The sequence below is a fragment of the Nonomuraea sp. NPDC050786 genome, assembly GCF_040654115.1.
Lineage (GTDB): Bacteria > Actinomycetota > Actinomycetes > Streptosporangiales > Streptosporangiaceae > Nonomuraea.
Map to the genome: position 1 here is coordinate 118,562 of NZ_JBFAHJ010000031.1, position 15,398 is coordinate 133,959.

A 15,398-nucleotide genomic window follows, 5' to 3' on the forward strand; every position below is an offset into this window, starting at 1 on the left:
AGGTCCTAATGTGAGCGTCATGACGGACGTGCTGATCGTGGGCGCCGGACCCACCGGCCTGACCCTCGCCTGTGACCTGACCCGCCGAGGGGTCGCCTGCCGCATCGTGGAGCAGGCCGCGGAGCCTGCCCCGGGCTCGCGCGGTTTCACCCTCAAGCCGCGCTCCTTAGAGGCGCTGGACGATCTCGGCGTCGCCGACCGCATCCTGGCGGCGGGCGACATCCGCGGCTGGCTCCGCTTCCATCTCGGCACCGGCCACCTGTTCGACCTGCGCCTGCCGCCCGCCCCCGCCGACCCGTCGCGCCCGTACCCCAACACCGTGGGGCTGCCCCAGTGGCGTACGGAGTCGATCCTGCGTGACCGGCTGGCCGAGCTCGGCGGGAAGGTGGAGTTCGGGCGGCGGCTGGCCGGTTTCGACACCGACGACGAGGGAGTGAGCGCGACGCTGGAGGGCGGCGAGCGCGTCCGCGTGCGCTACCTGGTGGCCGCGGACGGCGGCCGCAGCCTGGTCCGCCGCACGCTCGGCCTGCCCTTCGCCGGCTCCACGGCCGAGGACATGCGCGCCCTCATCGCCGACGTGCGCCTCGACGGCCTCGACCGCGACAGCGGCACGCACCTGTGGGTGACCGGTGACGGCCACCTGCTGGCCGCCCGCCCCATCCCGCACGCCGACGACACCTGGCAGGTCGTCACCTCGCTGGAGCCCGGCGAGGACGGCGACCTCGACACCGTGCGCCGCGCGCTGGCCACCAGGACCGGCCGCGCCGACGTCCGGGTGTCCGATGCGACCTGGCTGTCGGCCTGGCGTTACAACCTGCGGATGGTCGAGCGTTACCGGGTGGGCCGGGTGCTGCTGGCCGGGGACGCCGCCCACGTGCACAGCCCCTTCGGCGGCCACGGCATGAACACCGGCATCCAGGACGCCTACAACCTCGGCTGGAAGCTCGCCCTGGTCGTCCAGGGCGCGGCCAGGCCCGAGCTGCTGGACACCTACGAGGCCGAGCGGCTGCCGGTCGCCAGGCAGATCCTGGCCGACAGCGATCGCCGCATGAAGGGCGCGATCCCGCCGCGTGCCGTCCGCCCGGTGGTGCGGCTGATCCTGAGGTCCGTCATGGCCCGGCAGCAGCGCCGTACCCGCAACGACCACCCGGTCTACCGCACCGGCCCGCTGACCCGGCACCTCACCGGCCGTCGCGGCCGCTTCCGGGCCGGAGACGTCGCCCCCGACGCCCCCGTCATGCTCGACGGTCGCCAATGCCGCCTGTTCGAGCTGCTGCGCGGCCCGCACTTCACCGCCCTGAGCTTCGGCGCCGACCCTGGCCTCAGCGACCCCCGGGTCCGCGCCTACACCGTCGTCCGCCCGGGACGGGCCGGGCTGGTCGACACGACCGGGCACCTGCACCGCATGTACGGCGGGCGCGAGGGCACGACCGTACTGATCCGCCCGGACGGCTACATCGGGCTCATGGCCGACACGCCTGCCGAGCCGGCGGACTACCTCGAGCGCCTGTGACCTGCACCTCGATGCCCCGACGTGCCGGACGGCAACGCCGCTGCCGACGTGCTCGAGCTCGCGGCATGCCGGCCCGCTAGAGCCAGCCGGCGTCGCGCGAGATGCGGATGGCGTCGATGCGGTTGCGCCCGCCGACCTTGCTGATCGCGTTCGACAGGTAGTTGCGCACGGTGGCCTGCGACAGCGACAGCTGGGTGGCGATCTGGGCGATGCGGATGCCGCTCGCCGCGGCGCGCAGCACCTCGGTCTCGCGGGCCGTCAGCGGGCTGCTGCCCGTCTCGAGCGCCGCCGCGACGAGCTCGGGGTCGATGACCCGCTCGCCTCTGGCGATCCGCCGGATTCCGTCCGTGAGGGCCTGCGCCGGGGCGTCCTTCACGATGAATCCCCTCACGTGCACCTTCAGCGCACGCAGCAGGTTGCCCGGCTGGCTCAGGCCCGTGAGCACGAGCGTGCGGCAGCCGGGAAGCCGCGCGGACAGTTGCTCGGCCGCCGACAGCCCGTCCAGGCCCGGCATGTCGATGTCCAGGACGGCGACGTCGGGGCGTACCCGCAGCGCGGCGTCCAGCACCTCGTCCCCGCGCTCGATCTCGGCGACCACCTCCATGTCGTCCTCCAGCGACAGCAGCGCGACCAACGCGGACCTGATCATGTGCATGTCCTCGGCGATCAGCACGCGGATCACGTGACCTCCTCGGGGACCTCGACCGACAGCCGGAACCGGCCGTCGAGAACACCGGCGTAGGACGAGCCGGCCGCGGCCTCGGCCCGCTCGGCCACGCCCGCGAGCCCGGAGCCCTGCTGCGGGCCGTTGCGCAGGCCGTGACCGGCGCCGCCGCGGACGCCGTCGTTGGCGATCTCCAGCCGTACTCGTCCGCGCTGCCGGGAAAGCGTGATGGTGCAGGAGACGGCGTCGCTGTGGCGCAGCAGGTTCGTGGTGCCCTCTCTGATGGCCCAGGCCAGGGCGCTCTGCGCGGGCGCGGGCAGCGACGGCAGGTCCGCCACGTCGAGCCGGGTGTCCACCCCTGCGGCGCCGAGCAGGGCGGCGGCCCCGTCGATCTCCGTACGCAGCGACACGGTGTGCTGGTCGCGGGTGATCGCGCGGACGTCGTGCAGCGCGTCGCGGGCCACGCCGGTCAGGCTCTCGATCTCGGCGCGGGCGGCGGTGGCGTCCCTGGCGAGCAGCCGCAGGGCCAGGTCGCCCTTGAGGGAGATCGCCGACAGGCTCTGGCCGAGCAGGTCGTGCAGGTCGCGCGAGACCCGCATCCGCTCCTCGCCGACGGCCGTCGCGGCCAGCTCGGTACGGGCGGCCTCCAGCTCGTTCAGCAGCCGCACCAGCCGGGCGCCGCCGACCAGGGCCGCGGCGAACAGACTGGGCACGACCACGGCGTACAGGGCCAGGATGACGACCTGCCAGAGGCTGAAGCCCGGTGTCCGGACGGTCGCGATCACCTGGAAGACCACGTAGACCGCCACCTGCGCGGCGGCGAGCGCCCACATCGTCCGGCCGCGCAGCACCATCGCCGTCGAGGCCAGCAGGAAGATGGAGATGGAGATCCAGTTCAGGTTCAGCATCCAGAGCGGCGCGTAGGTGAGCAGCAGGAGTGCCGCGAAGCTCCAGCGCCATCCCCGGGGCCGCTCGCCCCGGGCGGCGGCCAGGCTGTGCCGTAGCTGAAGCGCGAGGACCGCGGCGGCGGCCAGGATCGCGGGCAGCGGGTCGGAAGGTGGCGAGCCGTCCGTGCCGAGGCTCGTGTACACCGGCACCTGTACGGCCAGCGGCACGTGCAGCGCGATCAGGGGCCAGTGCGGGTGCCGCAGCACCCATCGCGGTATCGAGGGTGTCATGCCCGCACCTCGATCGTCTCGGTGGTGTCGCCGGCGCGCACGTCCAGCAGCACCCGGCCGTCCAGGACGGTCGCCGTGATCGTGCAGGCGCGGGCGGATCCCTCGCGCAGCAGGCCGGTGACCGTCGCGCGCAGCCGGCCTCGCTGCTGCGGGGCGATGGTGTCCGGGATGCCGGCGCGGGGCAGGTCCAGGCGGGTGACGATGCCCGCCGCGGTCAGCAGGGCGGCGGCGGTCTCCAGCTCGGCGCGCAGCGACGGCTGCCGGTAGCCGCGTACCCGCTGCCTGGCCTCGGCCAGCGTGCGGCGGGAGTCGTCGGCGAGCGCGATCAGGTCCTGCGCCGCGTCCGCGGGCCCGCCCTTGGCGACCTTGCTCGCCGCCCGGTCGCCGCGCGCCGCGATCGCCTCCAGCGCTCTGCCGAGGCTGTGGCGCAGGTCGTCGTCGATCCTGCGCCGCTCCTGCATGACGGCCCGCTGCGCCAGCGCCTCCCTGGCCGCCTGCAGCCGGGTCAGCGCCGCGGCCAGCCATACCAGCATCAGCAGCGCCGTGCTGCCGCACAGCACCGAGAACGTCAGCCACGGCGCGGCCGCCCACGACAGCCCGAGCGTATGGGCGACCGGCGCGGCCGCGGCCACCACCGCCACGTATGCGAGGTACGACCACGGCGCGGGCAGGATCAGCAGGGACGACACCACCAGGGCCGTGTACGCCCGCGGCCACATGTTCCCGGCCAGCGGGGTGGCCCCGAGGATGACGACGGCCATCACCGCCAGCGACCAACCGCCGAGCGGCGGCGTGTGCGCCCGCGCCGCGTACCAGATGTGACGCAGGTGCAGCGGAAGGTAGGCCGCGGTCGCCGCGATGCTCCACAGCCCGGTGCCGACGCCGTTTCCCACATAGCTGAACGCCAGCCCGACCTGCACCAGCGGCAGCAGGGCGCTGCAGGCGACCGCGCCGACCGGCGCCAGCCGGACGGCGCGGTCGGATCGCCACAGCTCCGCCACTCCTGCCACCGCCCGTCCTCGCGTCCTGGCTGACCAGAGTAGAGGCCGCGACCGGACACCGGATCCGGCGGCCGATCGAGCCGCGGACGCGCGGGCATGCCGACGGCCCTGATCCGCTCCGATTGTCCGCCCGCGGGGGCGGGGGGCGACAGTGGCGGCGTCGCGGCCGGTCAAGGACGACACCATGCGTACCACGAGCTTGACGGGATCAGGCGGGGCCTGCTCCCGCGTCGATGACCCGTCCGAGGTTGTCCAGCTCGTTGCCGCGGCCGGCCGCCAGGCGCTGGGTCCACTCCTCGTCGTGCATCGCGTCCATGGTCATGACGACGTGGACGCCGTCGCCCTGCGGCCGGATCTCGACCACGGTGAGGAAGTCGTACGGCTCCACGCCCGGGATGAAGTCGGCCAGCGAGGTGTAGGAGAGCCGGGCGGGCTCGTCCACCTCGACGAAGGTCTTGCGCGACTCGGTGCTCAGCGGCAGTCCGGCGCCCTCCATGAACGCGATCTGCTCGGGTCCGGTCGCGGTCATCGTGTACCTCAGCTCGCCGCCGGGCCGCAGGTCCAGCTCTGCGACGTTGACCGTGAAGCCGTCGGGGGACCACCAGGACTCGATGCCCTCGCCGGTGGTCCACAGGCGCCACACATGCTCGGGCGTGGTGGCATAGGTGCGTTCGATCCGGACGGTTCTGGTCGCGGGTGAGATGGTCATGGATGCTCCCTGTGAGGTGGGGTTATGCCACCCGATCCTCCACGCGAGCCCTCGGAGCAAACAGAGGCAAATGTCACGAGATGGGCGGTGAGTTTCCACCGCAGCAGGCCGGCTCGGCCCCCGTCGCCGCGCCGGCCCTGAGGGCGGCAGGTCACCCGGCGGTGCGTTCGGCGTGGCGGAGGGCGCGCAGGCCGGTGAGCGTCATGGCGCCCAGACGGGCGCCCGTGCGCGGCTCCAGACGCAGCACCTGCTCACCCGCCCCGGCCAGCAGTTCGCCCTCCAGGTACGCCAGCCCGCGTGCCTGCCCGGGCAGGTCCCAGGCGGCCTGGGGTGCGAGGGTGGCGCCGTCGGACACCAGCAGCCGCCTGCCCGCCGCCAGGAACAGCCGCCCGCCGCCCGCCACCGCGAACGCCTCACCGCTCCCGCCGGGGGCCGGGGTGGGGCTCATGAGCCTGCCCAGCAGCCCCGTCCGGGTGATCGTCAGGTCCTTGGTGGAGGCCAGGACCACGCGTCCGGTGGAGGCGTCGAACACGTACAGCCGCGCGTCCTGCACCGCCAGCGTGTGCGCCGCGGGCGGGCCGAGCCCGAACGGGGCCGGCAGGTCCAGGCAGTACGCCCACCGCTGGTCGAGGTGGAGGACGTGGACGAAGGCGTGCACCCCGGGACTGAGGTCCCTGCCCGCGGCCAGGTCGCGGGTGTGCAGGTGGGCGTCCTGATGGGTGTAGAGGGTGTAGAGGATGTTCTGGGCGGGGTCGAGGACCGCCTGGCGGCCCTGGCCGTGCATCTCCTCCTCCTGGCCGGGCGGGATCTGGCGTTTGTCGCGCGTCAGCAGCGCGCCCATCATGCCGCCGGCCACGTCGTACACGCGTACCCGGTAGCGGTCGGGTGCCCGCGGGGGCAGACGGTCCAGGACGTACATCGCGCTGCCGTCGGCGGAGAACGCCTCCGGCTCGATGTTGCCGCCGAGCTCGAGCGTGCGCGGGCGGCCGCCGGTGACCAGGGTGATCGTGGTACGGGCGCGCGGGCCGGGCGGCGGGCCGATCGCGGCGACGCCGCTGGAGACCGCCTTGACCTGCCAGGAGGACGTTCGCGCGATCGGCAGGTCGTCGACGAGGGCGCCGTCGGCGGCCCGGTAGGTGCGCAGGTGGCCGTCGTGCAGCTGGTAGAGCCTGGTCCAGCGGTGGTCGGCGACCGTGCCCGGGTAGGTGGCGCGGACCGTGCCGCCGGCCAGGTCGACCACGGCCAGCCCGGCGGCGGTGTCGGCGAACAGCCGTCCGGATGGCCCCGGCTTGGCGGGTGGGGGCTGGGGGCGCTCGGGGGCGGCGCAGGCCGACAGGACGGCGGCGGCGCCGCCCAGGATGAGCGCTCGGCGTCTGGTGTAGGGAGCCATGCCATGGCTACACCGCCCGCCCCCCGAAGGTTCCCCTGCGAGGGGGGCGTCAGGCGCGGGGGAGCAGGGCGGCGAGTCGGCGCAGGCAGCGGCCGAGGACGGCGGCGAAGACCGGACGGGCCAGCGGCCACAGGGCCCGGCCCAGCGGCCCGAACGGCAACCGCAGCCGTTCGGCCCAGATGACGCGGCTGCCGCCGTCCTCGGCCCGTATCCGGATGGCGCCTTCGCCGCGCACGACGCGGCCGGTGTGGGTGACCCGCACCAGGGACGGCGGCTCCCAGCGGGTGATCGTCATCGTGTCGAGGAACCCGAACGGCCGCCGCCCGGTGTAGGCCTCGACGGCGTGCTCGCCCACCTGGCGGGCCTCGGTCATGAACATCCACTCCCGGTGCCGGCCCCAGTCGGTGATCAGGGCGAACACCTGCTCCGGCGGTGCCGGGACGTGGAGCGCGGCGGCCACGTACGTCCAGGAGGGCTCTCGCCGCTGCTTGACTTCGAGCATGCTCCAATTTCTAGCGTCGTCCTCATGACTGCTTCAAGGCGGGCGAAGGTCACGGGCGGCGTGGCGGAGCTCAGCCGGCGTCGCCGGCTCCTGGTGCTGGCGATCTGCTGCGCCAGCATCGTCGTCGTGGTGATGGACGTCTCGATCGTCAACGTGGCGCTGCCGGAGATGCGCCGCGACCTGCATGCCTCGGTGCCGGGCCTGCAGTGGACGGTCGACGCGTACACCCTGGTGCTGGCCGGTTTCCTGGTGCTGGCCGGCTCGACCGCCGATCGGGTCGGCCGGCGGCGGATCTTCCAGGTCGGTCTTGCCGTCTTCGGGCTGGGCTCGCTGCTGTGCAGCCTGGCGCCGGGCGTCGGGTGGCTGGTGGCCGCGCGTGCGCTGCAGGCCGTCGGCGGCACGATGCTGAATCCGGTGGCGATGGCGATCATCGTGACCGTGTTCCCCGACCGGGCGGAGCGGGCCAGGGCCATCGGTGTGTTCGGCGCGATGTCCGGCCTGTCGCTGGGGCTGGGGCCGGTCCTCGGCGGCGCTCTGGTGGAGGGGTTCGGCTGGCGTTCCATTTTCTGGATCAACGTGCCGATCGTGGCCGCCGCGTTCGTGTGCGCCGCGCTGTTCGTGCCGGACTCGCGTGCCGCCCGGGCGCGCCGGTTCGACCCGGTGGGGCAGGCGCTGGTGGTGCTGGTGCTGGGCAGCCTCGTCTACGCGATCATCGAGTCCGGCCGGTTGGGCTGGACCTCCCCGCTCATCCTCGGCCTGCTCGCGGTCGCCGTCCTGGGCGTGCTGGGCCTCCTGGCGTATGAACCGCGCCGCGTGGACCCGCTGCTGGAGCTGCGCCTGTTCCGCAGTGTGCCGTTCAGTTCGGCGATCGCGATGGCGCTGTTCGCGTTGTGCGGGTTCGGGGCGTTCCTGTTCGTGACGACCCTGTACCTGCAGGTCGTGCGCGGCATGCCGGCGCTGGTGGCCGGGCTGTGCCTGCTTCCGGCCGGGCTGCTGATCGTGGCGCTCTCCCCGGTGACGGGCCGGCTGGTCGGCGGGCGCGGGCCGCGGCTGCCGCTGGTGGTGTCGGGGGCCGCGCTGGCCGTGGGCGGCGGCGCGTCGCTGTGGCTGGGGCCGGCCACGCCGCTGCCGGCGGTGCTGGCGACGTACCTGCTGTTCGGCCTCTGTCTGGGCACCGTGAACCCGCCGATCACCAACACGGCGGTCTCCGGGATGCCCGCCTCGATGGCCGGGGTGGCCGCCTCGCTGGCCTCCGTCGGCCGGCAGAGCGGCATGGCGCTGGGCATCGCGATCTCCGGGACGATCGTGGGGCCGGCCCTGGCGCACGGCGGGACGGCGTTCACCAGTGCGGCGCGGACCGTGTGGTGGCTGGAGCTCGGGCTCGGCCTTGCCATCCTGGCGCTGGGGCTGCTCAGCACCGGCCGCTGGGCCGCCGGTACCGCCGCGCGGGCGGCGGCGCTGTTCGACGGCGTGGACGGCGGCGGCGGCCGCCCATCTGGGGACCTGCTGAGGCGGTGACCCGCTGACGGCCGTCAGGCCGGCGGCCGGTGTCTGATCAGGCCGGCGGCCAGTGTCTGAGCAGGACGTCGAGCGCGTCCAGGGCTCTGGACCACGAGGCGTCCACATCGCGCGGGTGGCGGTCGAACCGGCCTGCCGTCTCCAGGGAGACATATCCGTGGAAGGTGCTGCCCAGCAGGCGCACCGCGTCGGTCTGGTCGGTGCCTGACAGCTCGTAGCCGCGCAGGATCGCCCGCGTCATCTCCGCGTGCCGGTGTGCCGCGCTGGTGGCCGCCGTCTCCGGGTCGAGCTCGATCTGCGCCGCGGCGTACCTGCCGGGGTGCTGCTTGGCGTAGTCGCGGTAGACGTGGGCGAAGGCCACCAGCGCGTCCTTGCCCGATCGGCCGGCCAGGGCGGCGGCAGCCCTGTCGGCGAGCTCGGTCAGGGCCAGCTCGGCCACCCTGATCCGCAGGTCCTGCAGGTCCTTGACGTGGGCGTACAGGGCGGCGGGTTTGACGTCGAAGCCGCGGGCCAGCGCCGAGACGGTCACGTTCTGGAAGCCGATCTCGTCGGCCAGGTCCGCCGCCGCCCGGGTCAGGCGCTCGGCGGTCACTCCGGCACGGGCCATGTGCCACCCTCCCAAACTTACAGGGTTTAAGTATTTGCATACTACCCTTAAGGACGGCTAGCCTCCACGCCCATGCGACCACTCACCGAACGCGACATCCGCACATCATTCGTCAACTGCTCCAAGGGCGAGGTCAAGCGTCTCAACCTGCCCAAGGACTTCACCGACAGCCCCTGGGAGGACCTCGACTTCCTCGGGTGGCGAGATCCCGGCGCGCCCGAACGCGCCTACCTGGTGGCCGAACGCGACGGCGGCCTCGTCGGGGTCGCGCTCCGGGCGACCTCCGGCGCGTCCCGGGCTTTCACCTCCCGCAGCATGTGCTCGCTCTGCCTGACCACGCACACCAGCGGCGGCGTGACGCTGATGACGGCGCGCCGCACGGGCGAGGCCGGCCGCCAGGGCAACTCGGTCGGGCAGTACCTCTGCACCGACCTGGGCTGCTCCCTGTACGTACGCGGGAAGAAGCAGGCCGCGGGCGACGGGATCACCGACGAGTCCCTCACCCCGGCGGAGAAGGTCGCCCGCACCCGGGCCAACCTGCTCACCTTCCTCGACAAGGTGACCGGGTGAGCGGTCATTCGTCGGCGGAGCCGATCGTCGCCGCCCGCTTGCGGGACAGGCGGGCACGTACCCAGCCGAAGACCGACGGCCCGCCCGCGAAGCACCACAGCGCGATCACCGGGTCGCAGATGGCGCAGCCGAAGGAGGAGTGCTCGGCGAACGGGAGAATGGGGCTGCCCTTGAGATGGTGCAGGACGTCCCAGGCGGTGTGGAGCAGCCAGCCGACGCCGATCCAGGTCCAGCTGCCGAGCCCGCGATAGGCGACATAGGTCATGACGACCGGCAGGACGAACTCCCCGTACCCGAGCCCGCCCCCGCTGAGGTAGGCGGCGCCCGCACCGGCGACCAGCACGGCGTTGACCAGGCGTCGATGCGGTTCGGGGATCAGGGACAGGAGACAGACGCAGATCAGCCCGATGACGATCGGCATGAAGAGGGACATGGGGTGCATGCCCGCAAGGCTAGAGAGGCCATCCACGGCGGCCCCATGGGCTGGATGGACAATTTCCAACGGGTTCTCGCCTACCGTGTCGGTCATGCACACAGTGGCGGTCCTGGCTCTGGACCATGTGGTGGCGGCCGACCTGGCGACACCGATCGAGGTGTTCGGGCGTGCCCGGCTGGCGGACGGGCGCCGGCCGTACCGGACCCTGGTCTGCGCCGTGACGCCGCAGGTGGCCGGTGACGCCTTCACGATCGTCGCCCCGCACGGCCTGGAGGCGCTGCGGGAGGCGGACACGATCGTCGTGCCGGGCTGCTCCGAGCAGGCCGGCCCGCCCGCCCCGGAGGTGATCGACGCCCTGCGCGCGGCCGCGGCCGCCGGCACCCGGATCGCCTCCATCTGCGCGGGAGCGTTCACCCTCGCCGCGGCCGGGCTGCTGGACGGGCTGAGCGCGACCACGCACTGGGTGGCGGCCGGCCGGCTGGCCCAGATGTATCCGCGGGTGCAGGTGAAGCCGGATGTCCTGTACGTCGACAACGGCCAGATCCTGACCTCGGCCGGGGCCGCCGCCGGCCTGGACCTGTGCCTGCACATCATCCGGCGGGATCTCGGCTCGGCGGCTGCCGCGGACTCGGCCCGCCTGTCGGTGATGCCCCTGGAGCGGGAGGGCGGTCAGGCGCAGTTCATCCGCCACGCCCAGCCGCCCGTCCCGCAGGGGTCGCTGCTGGAGCCGGTGCTGTCGTGGATCGAGGAGAACCTCGCCCACGAGGTGACGTTGGCGCAGATGGCCCGGCGCGGCGGGATGAGCGAGCGGACCTTCAGCCGCCGCTTTCGCGAGCAGACCGGCACCACCCCGCTGCAGTGGCTGCTGCGCGCCCGGGTGCGGCGCGCGCAGTTCCTGCTCGAGACCACCGACCACGGCGTCGAGCGCGTCGCCGCGCAGGCCGGTTTCGGCTCGGCGACCGCGTTCCGTGAGCGGTTCAAGCGCGTCGTGGGCGTCACGCCGCAGTCCTACCGTTCCGCCTTCCGGGCGAACGCCTCCTGAGACTGCCCGGCGTCGGGGGTGGGCCGCGCCTGGAGCCCCGGTCAGATCGTGACGGCGAGCTTGCCGACGCTTCCCGAGACGAAGTCGCTGATCGCCCGGGGCGCCTCGGCCAGCGGGTAGGAGCGGGCCACCGGCACCCGAAGACGCCCTTCGGCCGCGTCGGCGGCCAGCCGGGCCAGGGTGGCCGGGGTCGGGTCGGCCATCACCACCGTGGCCGTGATCTTCCGGTCGGACTCTTCGGGCAGGTAGTGCCGGGTGGAGGCCAGCCGCCCGCCGTCGGCCAGCAGCGCCGCCACGTCCGGGCCCTCGCCCGCCAGGTGCAGCGCGGCGTCCACGCCGCCGGGCGCGATCGCGCGCACCCCCGCCTCCAGCTCGGTGTGATCCACGGCCCAGGTGGCGCCCAGGCCGGTGACGAAAGCGGCTTCTGCTCCGGGCCGCGCGGTGGCGATCACCCGGGCGCCGCGCGCGGCGGCCAGCTGGACGGCGAACGCTCCGACGCCGCCGGTCGCGCCCGAGATCAGCACCGTCTCGCCCGGTACGGGGGCGACCGCGTCGACGGCGTTCAGCGCGGCGGTCCCGGCCAGGCCGAGCGCACCAGCGCGGGCGTGGCCGAGCCCTTCGGGGATCCTGGCCAGGCCGTACTGCTCGCTCACGACCACGTACTCGGCGAAGCCGCCCTGGCCGAGGGTCGGGCGCATGACCACGCCGAACACGTCCTCGCCCGGTGCCAGGCCGCTCACGCCGGGGCCGAGGGCCGCCACGGTCCCGGCGAAGTCCTTGCCGAGCACGACCGGGAACTCGTACTCGTACAGGCCCTTGAGGTTGCCGCCCAGCACGCCCAGGTCGAAGCCGTTGACCGAGGAGGCCAGCACCCGGACGAGCACCTCGCCGGGACCGGGCTCGGGCACGGGCAGCTCGGTGGCCTCCAGGCCGGCGCCGAACTCGGTGAAAGCCATGGCACGCATGATGATCGCTCCATCTCTCAGCACAGCACCGCAGCACTTTCTGTGCGTTGGTTACTTCTTGTGCGCGCACTGAGTGTGGTCCACAATGCTGCCATGGCGGAAGAAGGCACTTTGACCCGCGCAAGGCACACCGATGTGCGTGAACCACTCAACGGGGATCATCCGCGGTGCCGGCTGCGCGACATCCTCGACCGCGTCGGGGACAAATGGAGCGTGCTGGTGATGGACCTGCTCGGCACCGGTCCCCAGCGCTACTCCGAACTGCAGCGCGCCATCGAGGGCATCTCCCAGCGGATGCTCACCCTCACGCTGCGCAGCCTGGAGCGCGACGGCCTGGTGGAGCGCACGGTCACCCCCACCTCGCCGCCCCGGGTGGACTACACCCTGACCCCCGTCGGGCGCACGCTCTCGGCCCAGGTCGCGGGGCTCATCACCTGGGCCGAGCAGCACCGTGAGTACGTGGCCGCCGCACGCGTGCGCTACGACGCGTCCTGACCGGCGGCCGCCGGCCGGGACGCGGTCAGGCGTGCCAGCCGGTGACCCCGCCCGGCACCGGCGCGGCCGGATCGTACGGGGTGCGGGTGAAGATGAACGTGTTGAGGTCCAGATGGTCGGCGGCCACCCGGAGCGTCTCCCCGGCGTAGTAGCCGTCCAGCCCCAGCCAGGTCCCGTCAGGCTGGGGCACGAACCGGGAGGCCCGCCCGCTGCCGCCGACCGGCTCCAGCGCCAGCCCGCGCCCGGGCAGCAGCCGCAGCGTGTACGGCTTGGGCCCCCAGTGCCACAGCCCCGTCAGCGCCAGCAGGTCGGGGTCGGCCTCGACCGGCTGCCATTCGGCGGGCAGGCGCGGCTCGTACTGCTGCAGGATGTCCAGCAGGTCGGTCAGCAGCGTGCCGCGCACCCCCGTGGTGGTGTTGGCCATGAACAGCACCCCCACCCCGTCGGCGGGGTCGGCCCACACCGTGGCCAGGAACCCGGGCATCGACCCTCCGTGGCCGGCCAGGCGCCGCCCGGCGACGCGGGCCAGTTGCAGGCCCAGCCCGAACCCGCCGGTCCAGGCGTCACCGTCGTCCACGCCGACCGGCTCGCGCATCTCGGCGACGGTGTCGGAGCGCAGCACGTCGCCGGTGTCGCCGCCGACGAAGGCCGCCCACCGCGCCAGGTCGTGCGGCGTGGACCACAGCTGCCCGGCCGGTCCCATCGCGTCGGCGTCGTGCTCGGGCTCGGCCAGCACGACATCGGCGTACGGGTGGACGGCGTAGCCGGTGGCGTGCGGGGCGCGCGGCCGGGCGGTGGTGTCGTCCATGCCGAGCGGGTCGAGCACCTCGGCCTGCAACGCCTTGAGCCAGGTGGTGCCGCGTGCGCGGGCCACGAGCTCGCCGAGCAGGGCGAAGCCGAGGTTGGAGTAGTGGAAGCGCCGTCCGGGCCGGTGTTTGAGCTCGCCGGGCCCGAGACGTTCGATCAGGTCGGCGACCGGGATGCCGGGGGTGCGCTCCCACCAGTCGGTGGGCGGCTCGGCGGTCAGCCCGGCGGTGTGCGACAGCAGCTGCGCGATGGTCAGGTGGCCGAGCGGCGTGCCCGGCAGATGCTCGTCCAACGTGTCCGACAGCCGCAGCGCGCCCTCATCGCGCAGCCGCATCACCACGACGGCGACCATGCTCTTGGTGATCGACCCGATGCGGTACTGGGTGTCCGGGGTGGGTGGCGCGCCGTCCACCCGGCCGCGCCCGCCGAACCACGCCGTCCGCCCGTCGCGCACGATCGCCGCCGTCAGCGACGGCACCCTGCATTCGGCCTGTTCGACGGCCAGTCTGCGCAGCAGGGCGCGCGCCGTCGCATCTCCCACCTGACTCATGGGCGACAAGAGTAGCGGCTGGACGAGCACCAGCCGCCCGCGCGTCCGAAGCGCCCGCGCCGCCCGCTGCGCCGCCCACCGCGCCGTCATCGCCCGCGGTGCAGCGCAGCGCTCACCCGCCCTTGACCAGCAGCCGGAGCGGGCGGTAGATGAGCCCGTCGTCGGTCCACCGCAGCGTCGCCAGATCCTCCTGCGCCCGCAGGCCCGGCAGCCGCGTCGCCAGGGCGCGGAAGGCCTCCTGCAGCTCCATCCTGGCCAGGTTCGCACCCAGGCAGTAGTGGGGGCCGTGGCCGAAGGCCAGGTGCGGGTTGACCGTGCTCGCGGCGAACCTGCCGATGTCGAAGCGCCGCGGCTCGGCGTACGCCGCCGGATCGTGGTTGGCGCCCGCGGGGTTGGGCAGCACGACAGAGCCGGCCGGGATCACGCCGCCGGACAGCTCGACGTCCTCGGTGACCAGCCGCAGCAAGCCATTGCCACCGGGACCCTCGTAACGCAGGATCTCCTCGACCGCCGCTTCCACCAGCTCGGGCCGCGCCGCCAGCTGCGCGTACTGCCCCGGGTGGCACAGCAGCCGGAACGCACCCCGGATGATCATCGAGGCGGTGGTCTCGTGCCCGGCCATGATCAGCGTGAAGACCATGTGGGTCAGCTCGGCCTCGCTCAGCCGGTCGCCGCCGTCGCGCGCCTCGATGAGCAGGTCGATGAGGTCGTCGCCCGGCCTCCTCCGGTGCTGCGCGATCAGCTCGCCGGCATACGCCATGAACGCGGCGAACCCCTCGCCCCGGGCCTCGCTGCTCGCCTCGGACGTGGACAGGAACATCTCCGTCCAGCCGCGGAACTGCTCGAACCGGTCCATCGGGACGCCGAGCATCTCGCAGATCACCCGCGCGGGCAGCGGCAGGGCGAACTCGGCGACCACGTCGAACTCCTCACCGGCGGCGTCGATCAGCTCGCCGGCGATCGCCGCCGCGCGAGGCCGCCAGCGCTCGATGTGCCGGGGGGTGAAGGCGCCCTGCATGATGCGGCGGTAGCGCGTGTGCTCGGGCGGGTCCTGGTTGATCAGCGCGGCGGGGTCGTCATCCAGGCCGGTGCCGCTGACCATCCGGGGCAGCCCGGGTTCGCGCAGGTTGCGGCTGGCGGCCGGAGAGGCGAGCAGGGCGCGGACGTCCTGATACCTGACGATCATGGGTACCCGGTCCCCGCTCGGCATCGTGACGGGCTCCATCGGAGCCTCGGCGAGCCTGCGGGGCAGCTCCGGTGAGGCGGTCCCGCCGGGGCCGGGCGGAAGGTCGGGCCACGGGCAGGTGGTGCTGGACTGTGCTGTCATGGTCGCCTCCTGGCGATGCCGTCCAACAAGCCCCCTGAACCTACGGAACAGCGCGTACTCGGTCAATGTCTCGCCGTGGCCACATCTTCCATGGACGGGGCGGGCTTTCGCGTGCGTCCAGGTT

Annotated in this window: 16 protein-coding genes; 5 read left to right on the forward strand and 11 right to left on the reverse strand. The window is 73.5% G+C overall.

What is annotated here, in order from left to right:
• The first annotated feature begins 19 nt into the window (after positions 1–19).
• Positions 20–1,513 carry an FAD-dependent monooxygenase gene (locus AB0H84_RS41245; protein ID WP_357617181.1) on the forward strand — a complete coding sequence of 498 codons (1,494 nt, stop codon included), beginning with the start codon at positions 20–22 and terminating at the stop codon, positions 1,511–1,513.
• Between the two features lie 76 nt (positions 1,514–1,589).
• Here AB0H84_RS41245 and AB0H84_RS41250 read toward each other — a convergent pair whose 3' ends face one another.
• The 6 genes from AB0H84_RS41250 to AB0H84_RS41275 all read right to left on the reverse strand — a co-directional run bounded on the left by AB0H84_RS41250 (position 1,590) and on the right by AB0H84_RS41275 (position 6,957).
• Complete coding sequence (locus tag AB0H84_RS41250; protein WP_357617183.1) at positions 1,590–2,195, reverse strand: response regulator transcription factor; 606 nt, start codon at positions 2,193–2,195, stop codon at positions 1,590–1,592.
• Positions 2,192–3,355, reverse strand: coding sequence for a histidine kinase (locus AB0H84_RS41255; protein WP_357617185.1), 1,164 nt, complete (start codon positions 3,353–3,355; stop codon positions 2,192–2,194). The genes AB0H84_RS41250 and AB0H84_RS41255 overlap by 4 nt, the downstream gene beginning before the upstream one ends.
• The gene (locus tag AB0H84_RS41260; protein WP_357617186.1) at positions 3,352–4,365 is read right to left on the reverse strand and encodes a hypothetical protein; all 1,014 of its coding nucleotides are present in this window, start codon (positions 4,363–4,365) and stop codon (positions 3,352–3,354) included. Before AB0H84_RS41260 ends, AB0H84_RS41255 begins: the two co-directional genes overlap by 4 nt.
• Before the next feature lie 199 nt (positions 4,366–4,564).
• Positions 4,565–5,065 carry an SRPBCC domain-containing protein gene (locus AB0H84_RS41265; protein WP_357617188.1) on the reverse strand — a complete coding sequence of 167 codons (501 nt, stop codon included), beginning with the start codon at positions 5,063–5,065 and terminating at the stop codon, positions 4,565–4,567.
• A gap of 151 nt (positions 5,066–5,216) precedes the next feature.
• Positions 5,217–6,455: a hypothetical protein gene (locus AB0H84_RS41270; protein ID WP_357617189.1), complete on the reverse strand. Its 1,239-nt coding sequence runs from the start codon at positions 6,453–6,455 to the stop codon at positions 5,217–5,219.
• Positions 6,456–6,504: 49 nt separating this feature from the next.
• On the reverse strand, positions 6,505–6,957 hold the full coding sequence (locus tag AB0H84_RS41275; RefSeq protein WP_357617191.1) for an SRPBCC family protein: 453 nt from the start codon (positions 6,955–6,957) through the stop codon (positions 6,505–6,507).
• Positions 6,958–6,981: 24 nt separating this feature from the next.
• Between AB0H84_RS41275 and AB0H84_RS41280 the strand changes: the two genes are divergently transcribed.
• A complete protein-coding gene (locus tag AB0H84_RS41280; protein ID WP_357617193.1) occupies positions 6,982–8,475 on the forward strand; it encodes an MFS transporter in 1,494 nt (497 codons plus the stop codon).
• A 37-nt stretch (positions 8,476–8,512) separates the two neighbouring features.
• Here the strand turns inward: AB0H84_RS41280 and AB0H84_RS41285 are convergent, their stop codons facing one another.
• Positions 8,513–9,082 (reverse strand): TetR-like C-terminal domain-containing protein, encoded by a 570-nt coding sequence (locus AB0H84_RS41285; RefSeq protein WP_357617195.1) that lies wholly within the window; start codon positions 9,080–9,082, stop codon positions 8,513–8,515.
• A 72-nt stretch (positions 9,083–9,154) separates the two neighbouring features.
• On the opposite strand from AB0H84_RS41285, the gene AB0H84_RS41290 reads away from it, so the two are divergent.
• Positions 9,155–9,652 (forward strand): FBP domain-containing protein, encoded by a 498-nt coding sequence (locus tag AB0H84_RS41290; protein ID WP_357617197.1) that lies wholly within the window; start codon positions 9,155–9,157, stop codon positions 9,650–9,652.
• Between the two features lie 4 nt (positions 9,653–9,656).
• Here the strand turns inward: AB0H84_RS41290 and AB0H84_RS41295 are convergent, their stop codons facing one another.
• The gene (locus AB0H84_RS41295) at positions 9,657–10,094 is read right to left on the reverse strand and encodes a DUF6010 family protein (RefSeq protein WP_357617198.1); all 438 of its coding nucleotides are present in this window, start codon (positions 10,092–10,094) and stop codon (positions 9,657–9,659) included.
• 85 nt (positions 10,095–10,179) lie between these two features.
• On the opposite strand from AB0H84_RS41295, the gene AB0H84_RS41300 reads away from it, so the two are divergent.
• The gene (locus AB0H84_RS41300; protein WP_357617200.1) at positions 10,180–11,130 is read left to right on the forward strand and encodes a helix-turn-helix domain-containing protein; all 951 of its coding nucleotides are present in this window, start codon (positions 10,180–10,182) and stop codon (positions 11,128–11,130) included.
• A gap of 41 nt (positions 11,131–11,171) precedes the next feature.
• Here the strand turns inward: AB0H84_RS41300 and AB0H84_RS41305 are convergent, their stop codons facing one another.
• Positions 11,172–12,095, reverse strand: a complete 924-nt coding sequence (locus tag AB0H84_RS41305) for an NADP-dependent oxidoreductase (RefSeq protein ID WP_357617202.1) — start codon at positions 12,093–12,095, stop codon at positions 11,172–11,174.
• A 135-nt stretch (positions 12,096–12,230) separates the two neighbouring features.
• On the opposite strand from AB0H84_RS41305, the gene AB0H84_RS41310 reads away from it, so the two are divergent.
• On the forward strand, positions 12,231–12,590 hold the full coding sequence (locus AB0H84_RS41310; RefSeq protein ID WP_357617204.1) for a helix-turn-helix domain-containing protein: 360 nt from the start codon (positions 12,231–12,233) through the stop codon (positions 12,588–12,590).
• 25 nt (positions 12,591–12,615) lie between these two features.
• Here AB0H84_RS41310 and AB0H84_RS41315 read toward each other — a convergent pair whose 3' ends face one another.
• Complete coding sequence (locus AB0H84_RS41315) at positions 12,616–13,947, reverse strand: serine hydrolase domain-containing protein (protein ID WP_357617206.1); 1,332 nt, start codon at positions 13,945–13,947, stop codon at positions 12,616–12,618.
• A 112-nt stretch (positions 13,948–14,059) separates the two neighbouring features.
• The gene (locus tag AB0H84_RS41320) at positions 14,060–15,274 is read right to left on the reverse strand and encodes a cytochrome P450 (RefSeq protein WP_357617208.1); all 1,215 of its coding nucleotides are present in this window, start codon (positions 15,272–15,274) and stop codon (positions 14,060–14,062) included.
• Positions 15,275–15,398: the final 124 nt, after the last annotated feature.